Annotated in this window: 10 protein-coding genes; 9 read left to right on the forward strand and 1 reads right to left on the reverse strand. The window is 42.4% G+C overall.

Going from position 1 to position 18,112, the window contains the following annotated elements; all coding sequences use genetic code 11:
* Positions 1-284: 284 nt before the first annotated feature.
* The 5 genes from Q0954_RS27480 (at position 285) to Q0954_RS27500 (ending at position 11,302) form a co-directional block, all read left to right on the forward strand.
* The gene (locus Q0954_RS27480) at positions 285-4,181 is read left to right on the forward strand and encodes a leucine-rich repeat protein (RefSeq protein WP_299462857.1); all 3,897 of its coding nucleotides are present in this window, start codon (positions 285-287) and stop codon (positions 4,179-4,181) included.
* Positions 4,182-4,940: 759 nt separating this feature from the next.
* Positions 4,941-7,229, forward strand: a complete 2,289-nt coding sequence (locus tag Q0954_RS27485; RefSeq protein WP_299462860.1) for a cation-translocating P-type ATPase — start codon at positions 4,941-4,943, stop codon at positions 7,227-7,229.
* Between the two features lie 230 nt (positions 7,230-7,459).
* Positions 7,460-8,896 carry a sugar MFS transporter gene (locus Q0954_RS27490; protein ID WP_299462863.1) on the forward strand — a complete coding sequence of 479 codons (1,437 nt, stop codon included), beginning with the start codon at positions 7,460-7,462 and terminating at the stop codon, positions 8,894-8,896.
* A 176-nt stretch (positions 8,897-9,072) separates the two neighbouring features.
* Complete coding sequence (locus tag Q0954_RS27495) at positions 9,073-9,735, forward strand: TetR family transcriptional regulator C-terminal domain-containing protein (protein ID WP_299462866.1); 663 nt, start codon at positions 9,073-9,075, stop codon at positions 9,733-9,735.
* 259 nt (positions 9,736-9,994) lie between these two features.
* Entirely contained in the window at positions 9,995-11,302 is a 1,308-nt protein-coding gene (locus Q0954_RS27500; protein WP_299462869.1) for an AarF/ABC1/UbiB kinase family protein, read from the forward strand.
* A gap of 82 nt (positions 11,303-11,384) precedes the next feature.
* Here the strand turns inward: Q0954_RS27500 and Q0954_RS27505 are convergent, their stop codons facing one another.
* Positions 11,385-12,467 (reverse strand): CHAT domain-containing protein, encoded by a 1,083-nt coding sequence (locus tag Q0954_RS27505; RefSeq protein WP_299462872.1) that lies wholly within the window; start codon positions 12,465-12,467, stop codon positions 11,385-11,387.
* A gap of 349 nt (positions 12,468-12,816) precedes the next feature.
* Here Q0954_RS27505 and Q0954_RS27510 point away from each other — a divergent pair, with 349 nt between their 5' ends.
* The 4 genes from Q0954_RS27510 (at position 12,817) to Q0954_RS27525 (ending at position 18,066) form a co-directional block, all read left to right on the forward strand.
* Positions 12,817-12,960, forward strand: a complete 144-nt coding sequence (locus tag Q0954_RS27510; protein WP_299462875.1) for a hypothetical protein — start codon at positions 12,817-12,819, stop codon at positions 12,958-12,960.
* A 94-nt stretch (positions 12,961-13,054) separates the two neighbouring features.
* Entirely contained in the window at positions 13,055-15,322 is a 2,268-nt protein-coding gene (locus tag Q0954_RS27515) for a tetratricopeptide repeat protein (protein ID WP_299462878.1), read from the forward strand.
* 6 nt (positions 15,323-15,328) lie between these two features.
* On the forward strand, positions 15,329-15,991 hold the full coding sequence (locus Q0954_RS27520) for a response regulator transcription factor (protein ID WP_299462880.1): 663 nt from the start codon (positions 15,329-15,331) through the stop codon (positions 15,989-15,991).
* A gap of 890 nt (positions 15,992-16,881) precedes the next feature.
* Complete coding sequence (locus Q0954_RS27525) at positions 16,882-18,066, forward strand: Ig-like domain-containing protein (protein WP_299462883.1); 1,185 nt, start codon at positions 16,882-16,884, stop codon at positions 18,064-18,066.
* The last annotated feature ends 46 nt before the right edge of the window (positions 18,067-18,112 follow it).

Here is an 18,112-nt window from a genome sequence, read left to right on the forward strand (position 1 = left end):
CTCTCCAGAACAAGTCAATGATGCCCTAAACAGGTTTTCATTTGGTAACGAATAATCTGTAGAGTTTTAAGATGAATCATACTTTTTTAGGCAAATTTGGTCATACCTTTAAGCAACTTTCTTTGCGTTTGTACTTGGTTTGCAGAGTGAGTGCTCTATGGGAGCATAATTTTTTTAAATGATGCACAGGTTTATTTTTTTGAATCTTGGCATTAAATCTAAACTTTATTGCTTGTTTAGTAAATACTAATCCACCCAGAAGAGGTGACAAACGAAAACAAGATATGAACGACCTGGCAACAAAATTAATCGAGAAAAACTTACAAACTAAAGACCCTTATCTTGACTTGGGTAACTGTGGCTTGACCAACGCCTCGCCTTGCCTTGAGTTGTTGGCAGCATGTACTCATTTAGAAACCTTGATTTTTTCGGAGAGTTGGCGCGAATGGAATCCTGACACTTTAGACTATTCTGAAGAAACTAGCGTCAATACGGGCAGACAAAACAGATTTATGAGTATTCCTAAGGGTTTGCCTGCATCGCTTAAAAAATTGGTATTGCGTGAAAATAGCATTGACCGAATTGAAAATATAGCTCATCTGACCAACTTACGGCATCTTGATTTGGAAGAAAACGATATTGAGGCTATAGAGAATCTTGATCATTTGGTCAGGCTGGAGCACCTGAACCTGAGGGGAAACGCCATTGAAAAGATGGAGAATTTGAATGCACTCACCCAGTTGGTGCACCTTGAGTTGAGCAGCAATAGCCTTGAGAAGATTGAAAATCTGACCCATCTCAAACACTTAAAAAACCTTGACTTAGGAGAAAATCGTATCAAAAAGATTGAAAACCTGGTGGGTTTGACAGCATTGACTCGGCTTGACTTAGGGTATAATGGGTTTGAAAAGATTGAAGGCTTACACAATTTGCCCCGGTTGAAACAGCTTGAGCTGGAAGAAAATGACATTAAAAAGATTGAAAACCTGAACGGCTTGCCTCAGCTCAAGAGCCTCAATTTGCGCTTTAACAGCTTTAAAAAGCTGGAAAACTTGGATGCGTTGACCGAACTGACTGAACTATCGTTGGGCTACAATGGCATCAAGAAGATTGAGGGCTTGGAAAAATTGACGAAGCTAAAAACGCTGGGTTTGATGTTTAATGGGGTAACAAAGATTGAGAATTTAGATACATTGACCGAACTGGAGAATCTTTGGATGAACCATACGGGCATCAAAAAAATTGAAAACTTAGACAAGCTTACGAAGCTTTCCAACTTGTCGCTGATGTGTAGTAAGGTGTCGAAGATTGAAAATTTGGAAGCGTTGACTCAGTTGACTTTCCTGAGCTTACATGCAACTAAAATCAGTAAAATTGAAAACCTGGAGGCGCTTACCAACCTGACCAGGTTGCGGCTGGACGGTAACGAGGTGGCAAAGGTTGAAAACCTGGGGGCATTGATTAACCTTGATGATTTGATGTTGGGGGGCAACCCCATTAGCAAAATTGAGAATTTAGGTCATTTGATTAAGCTGCGGGAGTTAGATTTAGGGTGTGAGACTATTACTAAAATAGAAAATCTGGGGGGCTTAAAAGCATTAGAAAAATTAGATTTGGGTGGTTCACAAATTGAGACTATCGAAAATCTAGAGGGGCTCACTGGCTTGCAAAAACTGGAATTAAGAGCTACTAAAATCAGTAAAATTGAAAACTTACATCATCTGTCAGGCTTAGCAGAGTTGGATTTGAGCGAGACAGCTATTACCAAAATTGAGGGTTTAGCGGGGCTAGTGGGACTTAAGGAGCTAGACTTAAGCAAGAATAACATTAATAAAATTGAAAACCTGGCAGGCTTGTCCAAGCTTGAAAAACTGAGCCTATGCCAAAACAAAATCACTAAGCTTGAAAACTTGATTGGACTACCTAAGTTAAGGGAGCTTTGCCTGGAAAAGAATGCCATTGAGTGCCTCGAAAATCTGGGGGGCTTGCCCGCGCTCAAGGAGCTTGACCTGAATAACAATCAAATTACTTATATACAACCCAACGCGTTGCCCACCCAATTGGCTCAGTTGAACCTTAACCAAAATCAATTGATAAAAGTGGAGCATCTGGCAGGGGTAACAGGGCTAGTTGGGCTTGATTTGAGCGAAAATAATATTAGTAAAATTGAGAATTTTGAAGATTTGCCTGCTTTAGAAGAGCTTAATTTGAGTTATAACAAAATCACACGGCTTGAAAATTTAGCTGCTTTGCCCAACCTCAGAGAGGCAAGTATACACCAAAACCAAATTACTGACATAGCCGTTGGTGCGGTTACCAAGCAACTGCAAGAACTTGACCTGGAGCACAATCAAATAAGTACCATCGAAAACTTAGTTACTTTTACAGGTTTGAGTCAGGTTGATGTAGAGAACAATCAAATCAAATGGTTTCCAGTAGAGTTGCTTGACTTGCCTCATTTGACCTCGTTGCGGTTAGAGGGCAATCCCTGGCAAAATATACCCGTAGCCATTACAGAGGGTTACCAGGTATTGCAAAATATTAGGCGTTATTGGCAAGACCTTGAGCAGGGTAAAAGCCTGGTTTATCAGGCAAAACTCTTGCTGGTGGGCAATGGGCGAGTGGGCAAAACCAGTTTGGTGCGGCGCTGGCTCGACAATGTTTTTGACCCTAACCAAAGCTCTACCCATGCCATTCAACTACGACAATATATACTACCCCAGGTTGCTCAAGACGAGGCGTTAGAACATGTGCAACTCAATGTATGGGATTTTGGTGGGCAAGATATTTACCATACTACCCACCGTTTGTTTATGCAAACTCAAGCCGTGTTTTTGCTCGCTTGGGATGCGGTGACGCAAGCCACCCCCGAACAAGCCGAAACGTTGGGCGATGGCAGCGAGGTAATTTATAAAAATCATCCATTGTTGTATTGGATCGATTATGCTTATACTTTGGGCAAGCAAAGCCCTGTGTTGGTGGTGCAAACCAAGTGCGACCGTGACGGGGTGCAGGCGCCTCCTCAACTCACCGATGATTTAAAAAGACATTATCAGGTACAACAATGCTTGGCAGTAGACGCGGCAGTAGATGATGCCGCCAAGAATGGATTTAAGGAGCTAAATATTGCTTTACAAAATGTGTTGGTGCATGGCATCCAGCGTACTTGCACCGATTTGCCCGAAAGCTGGTGGCATACTCAACAAGCCTTGGAAAAGCTACAAAAAAAAGGAAAACAAATGTTGAGTGTAGCAGGTTTTGAAACACTTTGTGCCGAGTATCAGGTGCCTAAGGTGTCTTATAGAGTATTGCAAAGTTATTTTCATAATTCGGGCGTGTTTTTTTATCGCCCTGGTTTGTTCAACGACCAGATTATACTGAACCAGCAATGGGCAATAGATGCGGTGTATACCTTGTTTGACCGAACGGGTATGTTTATGCAACACCGAGGCAACGGTTTTTTTACGGGGGCAGACCTGGGTTTGGTTTGGCAGGATAAGTCCAAGGCAGAACAAGAACTATTACTGTCGTTTATGGAGGCTTGCGAGCTATGTATAGACCTCAATCGCCCTCGAAATAAAAAGGCACCTCGTTATATTGCCCCCTTGCTCAAAAGAGAATACCTGGCACCTCAGTTGTTGCCCAATACTCCACCAGCAGAGCAAGCTTCTTTATTTCCCAATGGAGCCGCAGGTTTCTACCTTAAGTTTTGTCATCCGGTATTGCATGCTGCCGTCATGCACCGTTTTATTTTGCGTACCCACCACTTTGCTTCTCGTGACAATATCAGGCAACAATGTATTTTGTTAGAAGTGGCAGGCGCTCAGGCATTGGTGGAGGCTTTTCCAGAAAAGAATGAATTAACCCTACGATTAAACACGGAAAACAGTACATTGCTTAGCCAAATTCGCAATGAGTTGAGCGAAATACAGGAAGGCATAAGTGGTATTGGGGAGTGGGTAAGCATAGATGGGCAAGGGTATGTAGCAATGGAGGAGTTATGGCAAAATCAACACTCGCTTCAAGTAATGGGCGACAATGGGCAAGCTTATGAAGTGACAGCGTTTGAGGTGTTTTTGGGCTTGGATAAACAAGTACGGCTAGTGCATTGGGGATTAAATAAATTGCCTATTAATTTGGATGAATTCTGTTTTCTGACGAGTCGTGAAAATGGCGGATAGCCATAGCTATCTAACTTTTTTACGAGGAAGTCAGGGGGCAAAAGCTCACAGTCCCGAACTTGATTCGGGGACGCCAAAGAATATGTGAGTAACTTAGTACCCAATGCACTAGGAAAACAAAAGATTGATGAAGATGTTCATAAATAGTATTCAAAACCATCAGAAAAACTACTATTTAAATAAAGTTTTGTTGTTATTATAAAGGGAGCTAACTTTACTGTTATATTCAAAGATGAGCGCCTTCATCAACAGTTTTAAGCACCAAACCCTTTGCCTGTAAAAATTGAAGCTTACATTGAGGTTCCAGCCGGCAAACTGACACACAGGTGGAGGCAACGGAAGCGTTTTTTTATAGTGCAGTCTGTAGACTTTTAATAAAACAGCTTTTTACACCTGCCAGGTTTTCAAAACCTGGCAGGTGTGGATAGACTTCTCTTTATTATAGGTTTGCAAATATTAAATTTCAACTGCCTATACTAAGGAATTGTTCAAAAATAAATTTACACTCTAAGGGGTGATTTTTCGCCTTGATACTTCGTTATTTTTATTGCCCGTAGCGCTGCTATGGGCGCAAAAAATAGCCTCGTCTCAAAACAAAACCTCTACCTCAAGAATGGTAATTTAATTTCTCACCATTCCTAAAAAAAACGGGGAGAATAAAACTAATGATAAAGCCTTGCTAACAGCTTGTTGAACATTCATCGAACATGGCTTTAAATACGAAAATTTAGACAAGCTCTAAAGATTAGATAAAACATCATGCACACAATCGAACAAGACACCTATATAAAAGAAACCTATGGCGTAGAGGGCATGAGTTGCGCTGCTTGTGTGGCAAGTGTAGAAAGTACCCTGCAAAATATAGAAGGCGTAGAAAGTGCCACTGTAAACTATGCCAACCATACTGTGCAAGTAGTTTATGTACCCGATTGGGTAAGTGAACAAGCCCTGCAAAAAGCAGTACAGACCGCTGGTTATGGCTTGCTCATTGCCTCTGCCGAAGCAGGTTCTGCTACTGATCAACTGGCTCAACAACAGCAAAAGGCTTTGCGCCAACTCAAACAAAGCCTGGTGGTAGCAACTGTGTTTACAATACCACTCGTGATCATTGCTATGGGGTTCCCTGGCTTGCCCTATGCCAATTTTTTGATGTTGGGTTTAACCACTCCAGTATTGATTTTTGCAGGTAGATCATTTTACCAAAATGCCTGGACGCAAGCCCGCAGTGCCAAAGCCAACATGGACACTCTGGTAGCACTCAGTACGGGTATCGCTTTTGTGTTTAGCCTTTTCAATACGTTTTACCCCGCATACTGGCTGCAAAAAGGGCTCGCTGCTCACGTATATTATGAAGCTTCGGCAGTAATTATTGTTTTTATTTTATTAGGAAGGTTGCTAGAGGAGCAAGCAAAAACGGGTACGTCTACGGCAATCAAAAAGCTCATTGGGCTGCAGCCCCAAACTGTGACTAGAGTTAGCCCAGAAGGAAAGCTTGAGCAAATAGCACTGACTTTAGTACAAACCCACGATGTATTGTTGGTAAAACCAGGTGAAAAAATTCCGGTAGATGGGCAAGTGATCGAAGGGCAATCGTTGGTAGATGAAAGTATGATTTCGGGCGAGCCAGTGCCCATAAGCAAGCAAGTAGGTAGCCTTGTATTTGCCGGAACGATCAACCAAAAAGGAAGTTTTAGGCTCAAGGCCGAAAAAGTAGGGGAAGAAACCTTACTTGCCCAAATCATAAAAAATGTACAAGAAGCGCAAGGGAGCAAAGCTCCGGTACAAAAACTGGTGGATAAAATAGCGGCAGTGTTTGTACCAGTAGTCATGGGCATTGCAGTGTTGAGTTTTGTTGCTTGGTTGCTTTGGGGGGACGAAAACGCTTTTTCGCAAGGTTTATTGGCAATGGTAACAGTGCTGATCATTGCCTGCCCCTGTGCTTTGGGGCTTGCTACGCCTACTGCCATTATGGTGGGTATAGGCAAAGGGGCTGAACATGGCATCTTAATTAAAGACGCCGAAAGTCTTGAACAAGCTGGGCGGGTAGAGGTGGTCTTGCTCGATAAAACGGGCACCATTACTCAGGGAGCACCCGCTGTAGTAGATGTTGCCTGGGCAAGCGATTCAGCTCCTCCCAACGTTTTGCTGGAGATAATGGCGAGCATAGAACAACGCTCGGAGCACCCACTGGCAAATACTATTGTACAATATGCCCAAGCTCAGGGTATTGAGCCAAACAGTGATGCCTTGAGCCAGTTTGAAAGTATTACAGGCAAAGGCGTAAAAGGCGTGTGGCAAGGACAAACCTATTGGGTAGGCAATGCACGCCTGATGGCAATTCAAAATCTTGCGCTTCCTTTGGACTTGACTATAGCCAGTGAACAATATAAGCTAAAAGGCTATACTATGATATTTTTGGGAAGCGGCCAAACAGTAAAAGCCGTATTTGCCCTGAGCGATCCTGTCAAAGAGAGTTCCAAGGCGGCCATTATGCATTTGCAGCAAGAGGGCAAACAGGTATACATGCTCACAGGAGATAGTGCGGCTTCGGCAAAAGTGGTGGCTGCTCAAGTAGCAATTAATGACGTATACGCCGAAATGTTGCCACAAGACAAAGCCGACTTTGTGCGCAAGCTACAGGCTGAAGGTAAGGTAGTGGCAATGGTAGGAGACGGGATCAATGACTCAGAGGCATTGGCGCAAGCCAACATTAGTATAGCCATGGGCAAAGGGTCAGACATTGCTATAGATGTGGCAAAAATGACCTTGATCTCTTCCGACTTGCAAAAACTTCCCCAAGCGTTTGCGCTTTCGCGTAGTACCATGCGCACCATTCGACAAAACCTATTTTGGGCTTTTATTTATAACCTGGTGGGCATTCCTATTGCGGCAGGAGTGTTGTATCCCATTAACGGCTTTTTGCTCAACCCTATGCTTGCCGGGGCTGCTATGGCGCTTAGCTCGGTGTCGGTAGTAAGTAATAGCCTTTTGCTGAAGTTTTTTGATAAGAGGTATGCAGAAAGCTTACAAGGAGATATTACGAGTTAGAAACTCCGGCAGGGCTTCTAAATCCCTTGCATATCAGCTTCAAAGATCTCCGAACTTAGAGAAGCTAACTGTTTTGTTAAAGAACTGAATGTAATGAGTTCAGCGGGGCTACGCCAGCGTTGCATACCACCCCTCCAACTAAAGGTACTCAGAAATGTTATACTTTGACCCGTCATGAGTATATTCGCCCCGATTTAGTAATACCATTATCAAAAACGAACAACTATCAAATGCAAACAACCCCTACGCCTGCACCCAATACCCGCTCTAGCGCTGCTGGCAAAGACTACCGACAGCCATTTTTAGTCATTACCTTTTTGTTTTTCATGTGGGGTTTCATCACCGTCATGAACGATGTATTGATCAATAGCTTTGAGAAAATATTCCAACTCTCCGCCTTGCAACAGTCTTTGATTCAACTTTGTTTCTTTGGGGCATTTTTTATCATTTCTTTACTATACTTCCTTATTTCCGCCCGGTCAGGCAAAGACCCTGTCAACCAAATAGGCTATAAAAACGGCATGGCTATTAGTTTAGCCATTAGTGGAGTAGGTTGTATGAGTTTTTATCCGGCAGCCCAGACAGCCTCTTATGGAGTATTTTTGCTTGCCCTGTTTGTGTTGGCCACTGGGGTTACCTTATTACAGGTTTGTGCCAATCCTTATGCTGCATTATTGGGTGCCCCCGAAACTGCCTCTAGCAGGCTCAACCTGGCCCAGGGGCTCAACTCGTTGGGTACTACAGTAGGTCCGCTTATTGGAGTACTGCTTATTTTTAGGGTGTTTTCAAACGGTGTAGCCACCTCGGTATCGGTAGGCAAAACTTATTTGTTGTATGGAGTTATCTTTTTGGTGCTGGCGTTGGTGGTACGATTTACTTCGTTGCCACTTTTCCGGAACAGCGGCAAAATAGAAAAAGGTTGGGGCGTGCTCAAATTTAGACATTTACGCCTGGGAGCAATTGCCATCTTTTTTTATGTAGGTGCCGAAGTGTCGGTGGGCAGTTGGCTGGTCAAGTTTCTGATGCTCGACCATATTTCGGGTTTGAGCCGTGAGTCGGCAAATTATTTTCTTGCTTATTATTGGGGCGGGCTCATGATTGGTCGTTTGATGGGTACTGTGTCGTTAGGCAAAGCAAAAGCAAGCACCAAGTATGTCACGATGGCATTGATTTCATTGGGAGTGTTTGCCTTTATTTACTTGATTACTGGCATCAAAAAAGATGGTGGAAATATTACTCTTCAGTTGTTGGCATTCGACAATGTAGGCGTTTTTCTTATCTTTTTGTCGCTCAACTATTTTGCTTTTTTGTGGGGAAAATCCAGCCCCTCGCGTTCTTTGAGCATTTTTAGCGTAATCATCATTGCTTTGTTGCTCATAGTGATATTGGGCACGGGCAAACTTGCTTTTTGGGCAGTTATTAGCATTGGTTTGTTCAACTCTATCATGTGGTCTAACATTTTTACTATGGCAATCAAAGACCTGGGCAAATACACCAGCCAGGGTTCATCATTGCTAGTCATGGCTATAGTAGGTGGCGCCATATTACCTCCTTTGCAGAGCATTATTATCGACCAAGGATTTATTCAGCTATCATTTTTAGTACCTTTGGTAAGCTATTTTTATATCTTGTATTATGGCGTGGTGGGACATAAGCCAAAAGTTTAATTACGATTTACAAACAGCTACTTTCTCCTGTATTAAGGCTTGTTGCTAAAAGCTTATGGCTATAGGCCTTACCAACTCTCAACTTTTTTCAAACTTTCCTCTTCTCTGTCAAGTTACATAAACATATACATACAATTTTGACAAAAACCTTGTAATACATATATAAACTGGAAAAAATGACAACAAAACCAGAAGAGAAAACAGAAGAGAAAATAAGAAAAGGCTACCTTACTTATGTGCTAGAGCACAACGAAGCTCCCGGCTCGGCGTATAAGTTGTGTAAGTTTATTGACTTACCCGAAGAAGAGTTTTACCAGCACTACACTACAGTAGATGCCGTAGAAAACGACATTTGGAAAAGCTTCTTTGATAAAACTGTAGACCGTATAGAGCAAGACGAGGTGTATGCCAGCTATACGGTACGCGAAAAACTCCTGGCTTTTTATTTCACCTGGATAGAAGAACTCAAAGGTAAGCGCAGCTTTATACTGGCAGTGTACAACGCCAAAAAAAGTCGAGGAATACGTCCCGAAGACTTCAAAGTATTCAAAGAGTTTAAGCAAGCATTTAAAGAATACTGTCACATGTTGGTCAATGAGGGGCTGGAAAGTGGCGAAATTGTCGAGCGCCCCTACATTACCAAGCAATACGCCAAAGCACTGTGGGTACAAGCACTTACTATCCTTAAGTTTTGGATCAAAGATACCAGCAAAGCTTTTGAAAAAACCGATACTTTTATCGAAAAATCGGCCAACCTTGGTTTCGATCTAATGGGGCAAACCCCGTTTGACTCTGCCTTTGATTTTATGAAGTTTGCCTTCCAGAGCAGAATGAAATAAGCTTCTTTCTGGAAGGGCATAAACACAAGTCAATGTTTAAATAAGCTTTGAAGGTAAACCAATCAACTGCATAACTTGGAGCATAATCAGTATCATAAACAACCAACTTATAATGAGTACCTTCAACAACTTGTAACTACTTATTTTGTACCCATCAATGATAACACAAAAATTCTGGTTGTTGGGGTTGAGCCGTGTGTTTACATATTGCTTAGCCGTAAATTCCGCACAGCGGACAACATAGATTAAACACTAAAGAATGAAGTCACAAAAAAAAATACCTACATCAAAAGTTCAACGCGCCACCAAATTTGTGAAAACAGGTGTAAAAGTGGGAGGCAACTATATCAAGCATTACGCAAAAAAAGCGGTCAATCCTTCACTGAGCAAAGAGCAACTGCATGAAGACAACGCCCGCGATATTTATAACTCGTTGAGCGAGCTTAAGGGAAGCGCCCTTAAGGTAGCCCAAATGATGAGCATGGAGAAAAACGTATTGCCCAAGGCCTATACCGACCGCTTTACGATGGCACAATACAACGCTCCCCCCTTATCGGGACCTTTGGTGGTCAAAACCTTCAAACAATACTTTGGTAAATCGCCTCAGGAAATTTTTGATAAATTTAATATGGAAGCCGTCAATGCTGCCTCTATAGGGCAAGTGCACGAGGCTTTTATAGGAGGGAAAAAACTGGCGGTAAAGGTGCAGTATCCAGGGGTGGCCGATAGCATAGAGTCTGACCTGAAAATGGTACGTCCTTTTGCCCAACGTTTACTCAAGCTAAACGAGAAAGACATAGACAAGTACATGGGCGAAGTAAAAGAAAAGCTGACCGAAGAAACCAATTATGAGCTAGAGTTGGCCCGTTCGGTCGAAATATCGGAAGCGATCAGAGCTGCCAACCTGGGCGATTTGGTCTTTACCCACTATTACCCTGAATATTCCAGTACGCGTATTTTGACTATGGATTGGCTGGAGGGTACTCACTTGACCGAGTTTATGAAAACCAATCCTTCGCAAGAGGTGCGTAATAAGGTGGGGCAATTGTTGTGGGATTTTTATGACTTTCAGATGCATACCATCAAAAAAGTACACGCTGACCCTCATCCGGGTAACTTCTTGATGCGCGAAGATGGCTCGTTGGGAGTGATTGATTTTGGTTGTGTCAAAGAAATTCCTCACGATTTTTATGATTTATATTTTGTAGTGCTTCAGCCCAACATTCTGGACAATGAAGTATTGCTCGATGAGGCATTGTATGCGCTTCAGTTTTTGTATGAGGACGATACTCCCGAAGAAATCAAATTCTTTAAAGGTATTTTCCAGCAAATGATTGAGTTATTGTGTCGCCCATTTAGGTACGATACTTTCGACTTTGGCAATGATGCCTATTTTGAAGAACTATTTAGGTATGGAGAAAAGCTATCTAATATGAAAGAGCTACGCGAAAGCACCAAGTCACGCGGTTCGCACCATTCGTTGTACCTCAACCGCACCTATTTTGGGCTCTACTCTATGCTCAACGAGCTCAAAGCAAATATACGCATTACCAAGCCGTTTGATTAAAGCGTTGGGTGTAGAATTATAAGGTTGAATTGTTCTGCCGTTAATTATAGCAGAACAATTCAATTTATTTCAAAAAGTAAAACTAAAAATTGACATCTCCTTGAATATTACTATGGTTGATTTGGTTTTTGACCCCTCCGTGGTTATACACATTCTTGTTTTCTTCCACCTTACTTTGTTGTGCTTTAGTATTGCTTACAAGAGGCGCTTCAGGCGGCAAAGCATACTCAAGATATGCTTCGTCTAGAGTATACAATCGCCAAGGCAACTTCTCGTCCTCCTCAGAATTACGTTTGACAGACCCGCGCCAAAGCATAGGCGTTGCCTCTATTCTATACCTCTTGCCTTGCCCCCCTTGCACCGCCTCTATATAATGGCAAGTGCTCTCGAAAGCCTCTCGCAGGTTGTCGCCACTGGCAATATTGTTATAAAACTGCACGGCAAAATCGCTGGCAAGCTTATCGCCTACCGCCACCCTTGTGGCAATCACCGATTTTACCCCCGCCTCAAACAACGTTTTTACATGATAATGGGTAGAACAACCATTCAAAAACACCAATTGCAATGCGTCTTTATTGCGCTTTGCAAGTTCTTTGGCAAGCGGGGTAAAAAAACTATCGTGGTCTACCAGCTTGAGCCCCACACTATTGGCGTGCCCCCCATAATGAAAAATAGCAATGCGATTTTTCCACCTTTTCAGAAACTCAAAATAATCTGCCAGGTGAGTATCACTTCTCACAATGTGTTTGCATTGTTTTTCGTCTAAAGGCATGAGCATAGATTGAATAGCATTTTGTTCTTCAGTCAAATACTCAAGGTCTTGTTTGGGGTTGGCAAACACGGTGAACACCACTGGCAAGGGCGAGTTTGCTCCCTTTGTTGCGTCCGATGATTGCCCCGTGATTTTCTCCACTTCCTTTTTTATCAAATCTGCGAGTTGGGCATTGGGCACATCGGCACCTCCCATGTATTGCGCTTGCTGTAGAAAATCGGCTTGTATTTCGGCAATGTTTTGTTGCCTCAAATCAATCTCCGCCTGGTGGCTTTGGCGCATGTCGGGATCATTTGCGTTGTTTTTGAGGGCACGATAGCGTACAATTATACTGTATTCGGCTTGTACCTGTGTTTTGAGCGCCTCAATGAAAGATGGGGGAAATGAATGCATGGATTGTTAAATGTTGAGTTGAAAGTAAGCTTAACCATATTTTGTGAAATTGGCAACAAAATATCGTAAAAAATCGTGTTACTTTGATGCTTTACTGGTGCACATCGTTTAAGCATGTGTTATCAACACAACCTACCTATAACTACCCATTTCACTGCTTTAGCGGAAAAAAACAGCCTTGCAAAAGTCTGAAGGCAAAGCAACTTTAGCCTAACTTATCCCCAGTTTTTTTGACTTACTTCCTTACAAACCACGAGGACAAAAATCATTGGTTTTGAGGAGAAAACTAAGCAACATAACCCAGATATTTGCTCCTGTAATTTATTTATAAACTTAAAAACTAAATGTTATGAAATTTTTGAATGAAGAATTCCAAAAACCCACTTTCCCAAATTTTGACATTGTATACCATGCGCAAATGCCGGGAGGCGAAGGGAGTACCTCTGATGATGATGCTGATGCTGAAGATAAACCAACGGGTGACCGTGACTAAGGCAACCTTGGAATGAGATGATGACAGGCAATGGGTGCTTTCTTAGACATAGAAAGGGCTCATTGCCTCCTTAAATGTACAAAACCAGGAAACAGTGAAACAAACGATTTCTTTTTTACAGAAAATATACGAATTTGGGGTGTTTAAAATATTTTGCTCACCTTTCAAAGCCAATCCTTATATCACCATGAAACAGCTATTGTATATTTGGGCGTTCCACCTACTGCTTGCTTCTGCCTGCTTTGCCCAAACCAAAACCCAACTCAAAAAGATTGACAGTCTTAAGGCGAGGGTGGCTCAAGTTGCTTTGCCCGATACGGCAAAAGTAGACGACTTGAACGAGCTTGCCTGGCTACACCGTAACTTTGACAATAAAGCTACTTTAGGCTATGCCCAGCGAGCAAAGGCGCTTGCCCAACAAGCTGGGTATAAATTAGGGCTTGCTACCGCTTATAATCGTTTGGCTACCGCCCATAAACGGAAAGATGAGTATGAAAAAGCAATCAATTATTATAAACAAGCCCTGACTATAGAAGAAGAACTTCAACATAATTATGGCATTTCCAGAGCCTATAATAACCTTGGCATTGTACTAAAAAAGCAGAGAAAGTATCAAAATGCCTTAGCACATTTTCAACAAAGCCTTCATTATCTTCAGAAAAGTAAGAAGCATAGCCAAGCCAAGGTAGCGATCAAAAAGCTGAATATGGCGAATTGTTATAAGAGTATAGGACAAGTACAATTGGCAATGAAATATTATTTGGAAGCGATAAATGCATTTGGGGGGAATAAGCAATCAAAACGCTTTCATCTGATAGGTAATTGCTACCTAAATTTAGGGACTCTCTACCAAAAAACAAATCATTTCAAAAAAGCCAGAACATATACCTTAAAAGCTTTGACGCTTTTTGAAAAAGGACGAAATAAAAGGCTTTTGATTACAACCTACAACCAGTTAGGGGTTTTGCATTATAAGGTAAGTGACTTTGAAGTAGCCCTGAAGTACTATTACCAGAACTTAAGCTTAAGAAAAGAGCTAGGCTCTACCCAAAATATCCAAGGGGTATATAATAATATGGGCTTAACCTATTTGCAGTTAGCCAAGTTAGACAGTGCCCAATATTTCCTACAAAAAAGCATTGCATTTTCGCTTGAAAAAAACGATTTTCAGACCCTTGCTCAAGCGTACAACAACCAAGGTTTGGCGTTGACCAAAGACAAAAAATACCTGAACGCGACCGAGTATTTTACTAAAGCATTGCAATTGTCGGAGAAAGTGGGAGATAAGGTAAACCGTCAGGACGCATTAGAAAACCTCAGCAACGCCTACGCCAAAATGGAGCAGTACGACAATGCCTTTCAATACTTTGATCAATATAAAAATGCGCGCGATTCGTTAGAAATCAACTTTCGAAAGGCAATGGATTATAAAGAAGATTATGAGAAAGAAAAACATCAACGTGAATTGTTGGAGAAAGACCAAAAAATAAAAAGCGCCGAAATTGACCGCCTCAAAGAATATTCGTTTAGGCAAACTTTGGTAAACTACTTTTTTGGGATAGGTTTGCTCTTGTTGCTCATCATTGTGTTTGCCATTGTAAAAAACTACCAAGAACGCCGCAAAGTGCGCGATCAACGACAAAAAATAGATAAATTGCTCAACGACCAAGAACTTCTTGCCTTGAGCAAAATGCTGGAAGGACAAGAAAAAGAACGCGAACGGGTAGCCCAAGACTTACACGACAGGCTAGGGGGGATGCTCTCGGTAGTGAAAATGCAATTTACTGCCTTGAGCCAGTCGGTAGATTGGGTACAGCCCGAACACGAGCAAAGGTATGACAAGGCAATGAACCTACTCGACGAAACCTGTGATTCGGTACGCAAGGTATCGCACGATATTTCGGCGAAAGCCTTACAAAAATTTGGCTTGATTCCCGCGCTCAATGACCTAAAAGTAAACATAGAAGACACTCAAGCCTTAAGGGTAGAGGTGATAGATACGGGCTTTGAAAAGCACCGCCTGCCCGCCAAATACGAGGTGCAAGTATACCGCATAGTGCAAGAGCTATTGGGTAATGTGTTGAAGCACGCCGATGCTCAAGAGGTAGAAATTCAACTCTATTGGAAACACGAAGAAGTCAACTTGCACATTAGCGTAGAAGACGACGGACGGGGCTTTGATGTGGCAGAGGCTCAAGCCAAAAGAGGCATTGGGCTGGCAGGGCTTGATTCTAGAGTAAAGTCGCTTTCTGGAACATACAGTATAGACTCTAGTATGGGCAAGGGTACCACAGTAATGCTAGACATTCCTGTGTCAATCACAACTAACGAAATAGGAGAAACTAAGCAACCAAAAAAGTAAACCATTATGCAAGACAAAGAAAAAATCAAAGTAATTATTGCTGACGACCACCACATGGTGCTCGATGGGCTGGAGGCGTTGATTAAAGTAACCGACGATATAGAAGTAATAGGGCTTGCCTACAATGGGCACCACGCGTTTAAACTGCTGGAACTGAACCAACTAGATGTAGACATTGCGGTGCTAGACATAGACATGCCCGTGCAAGATGGGCTAGAAACCACCCGAAAAATAAGAGCCGAATACCCCAATATCAAGGTGTTGATTTTGACCATGCACAACAACGAGTCTTACATCAAAGAAATCATTGCGGCAGGGGCTTCGGGCTATATTCTCAAAAACAAAGGAAGCAACGAATTGGTCGAAGCCATTCGCGCCATTCACTCGGGCGAAGAGTATTTTAGCAAAGCTGTGACTGATACCCTCATCAAGAGCATTCAAGACGGTAAAAAAGCCAAGCCAAACCCTCAGGTAAAACTGACCAAAAGAGAAAAGGAAGTGCTTGCCCTGATAGGCGAAGGGATGACTACGAAAGAAATAAGCAAGCAATTGTTTATTGCTAACACTACGGTAGAAACCCACCGCCGAAACCTGATAGATAAGCTAGGGGTGAAAAACAGCAAGAAGTTGCTTTTGTATGTGGCAAACAACAAAGAGAGCAAACAATAAGGTAGGCCATGACACAACAAACCTAGGTGTTGTTGGTGGGTATTCATCGATACCATTCCAACAGTGAAGGCGTAGAGAGGCTGCGTAAACGATGTAAATGCCAGGATAAGACTATTTTTATTGGCAGCAAGCTAACGCAACCAATATTCATAGCAAGCCTTTGATCGATAAAGAGAGAAGTAGGGGAGGGCGAGGAGTCTATTGATAAGGGCTTGTTTAATTTCATAGTGCTTTATGATGAAAGCGACCATTTAGAGTTTGTTTAAAATTAGCTGAAAAGGCTGAGCCCCGAAGACAAGTTCGGGGTTTCTAAAACCTCCGAATATAAGTTTAAAGGGGGCTGTTCTCCTTCTAAAATCAACATTTAAACTGACTTTGAAGGGATTAACCGCAAAGGTTTTGACTCTTTTTTTACCCATCTATCTACTCTTGATTGACTCTGGTAAAGCTTCACTATGATCATTACATTTCAGGGTCATTTCCTCAAGAATATTTTGCCAAAACGAGCAGACACATTTTCTGAAGTATTAAGTAGTCATTATTAAATTTCCGATTTGTTTTTTTCCAATTTTCTTACTTGAGCAAGGTAAAAGCCAACAAGTTGTATATAGCAACTTTTGTAAACATCAGAAGTTTAAATTATTGACTGTCAGCAGTAAGTCAGGTAAACATTTGATGTTTTCTCTGAAAATGTTTTCTACCTGTTTTTTAGCCAAAAAAATGCCTTAAATGCTATTTTAGGGCTATTTAAGTACCATTTTGGAAATCATACATGGAAATGCCTACAACTATGCTTGCTTGTTTACTTTTTGTTTACTTGGTATTTGGGCAGTTGCTCCCTGTTTACCGTTGTGGTTAGCAAAATATTACTAAACCAAAAGTTTATCAAGATGCATAAAATCAAATTGACCTACTGGTACTTAATGTTTGTAATACTTGCTGTATTGCCCCATTTGTTAACAGCACAAAATGTGACCGATCAACGGCAGCATTGCAATGGTATACCTGTATGGAGCGCGTCTCAGGTATATGCTGCAGCTGGCAATGTAGTGACTTATCAAGGTAAAAAGTACAGTAACAAGTGGTGGACAAAAAACGAAAGTCCAACGAAATCAATGAACGCCAATCCCTGGCAGTATCTGGGCGATTGTGCAGCCGGCGCATTGGCTATTGTAGAGCCAACCGCCAACGCCTTAATGACCACAGGTAGCACCGTGGGCATCAAAGCATTGGTTTCGGGGGCTTTGGCCAATGTAGCCAGGGTAGAGTTTTATGTAGGGAACCAAAAACTGGGACAAGACCTCAGTGCTCCTTATACCTTTGTGTGGCAAAATGCCTCCCAAGGCACACATAACCTGGTGGTCAAGGCCTACGGATTAGACAATACCGAGCTGGGGCAAGATCAAATAAGTATAAAAGTAGCCGACAATACCCAAGGCGACTGTTGGGGAATACCTGCCTGGAGTGCTACTCAAGTATATGCAAAACCAGGCAATGTGGTGGCTTACCAAGGCAAAAAATACCGCAATAAATGGTGGACAAGAAACGAGCGTCCAGCGGATACAGATGGCAACCCGTGGGAGTTGTTGGGCGATTGTGGGGGAGGCAGTAGCAATGTACCGCCTACGGTAAGCTTTACTCAACCTGCCAACAACAGTCAATTTCGCGAAGGTCAATCTATCGATTTACGAGCCACTGCTCAAGATTCAGACGGCCAGGTAACCAAGGTGAAATTTTATGCCAACAACACCCTGTTGGGTGAAGCGACCAATGCCCCTTACACATTTGCCTGGAGTGGAACCTTGGCAGGTCAGTATCAATTGACTGCAGTAGCCCAAGACAATGACGGGGCAACTACCACTTCGGCCGCCATTACAGTATCGGTAGTGAGTGGACAACCCCCAGCCGTAAACATTACCTCGCCTAACAGTGGCAGCCAGTTTGCTCAAAATGCCGCCATTACGATCAAAGCCGATGCTTCTGATGCAGATGGTACAGTGACGAAGGTAGCGTTTTATGCCAACGGTCAAAAGTTGGGCGAAACCACTAGTGCAACAGGAACTAAGTTAATATAGTATTAATTTCCTTTTCCTTTGTAAAGCCTTTGAACTTCCACTTCAA

The organism is uncultured Microscilla sp. (assembly GCF_947493425.1).
GTDB lineage: Bacteria > Bacteroidota > Bacteroidia > Cytophagales > Microscillaceae > Microscilla.

Bases quoted from the DNA above. Each gene is read 5' to 3' on its own strand.
- Q0954_RS27480 (WP_299462857.1), top strand. From the start codon at position 285: ATGAACGACCTGGCAACAAAATTAATCGAGAAAAACTTACAAACTAAA.
- Q0954_RS27485 (WP_299462860.1), top strand. From the start codon at position 4,941: ATGCACACAATCGAACAAGACACCTATATAAAAGAAACCTATGGCGTA.
- Q0954_RS27490 (WP_299462863.1), top strand. From the start codon at position 7,460: ATGCAAACAACCCCTACGCCTGCACCCAATACCCGCTCTAGCGCTGCT.
- Q0954_RS27495 (WP_299462866.1), top strand. From the start codon at position 9,073: ATGACAACAAAACCAGAAGAGAAAACAGAAGAGAAAATAAGAAAAGGC.
- Q0954_RS27500 (WP_299462869.1), top strand. From the start codon at position 9,995: ATGAAGTCACAAAAAAAAATACCTACATCAAAAGTTCAACGCGCCACC.
- Q0954_RS27505 (WP_299462872.1), bottom strand. From the start codon at position 12,467: ATGCATTCATTTCCCCCATCTTTCATTGAGGCGCTCAAAACACAGGTA.
- Q0954_RS27510 (WP_299462875.1), top strand. From the start codon at position 12,817: ATGAAATTTTTGAATGAAGAATTCCAAAAACCCACTTTCCCAAATTTT.
- Q0954_RS27520 (WP_299462880.1), top strand. From the start codon at position 15,329: ATGCAAGACAAAGAAAAAATCAAAGTAATTATTGCTGACGACCACCAC.
- Q0954_RS27525 (WP_299462883.1), top strand. From the start codon at position 16,882: ATGCATAAAATCAAATTGACCTACTGGTACTTAATGTTTGTAATACTT.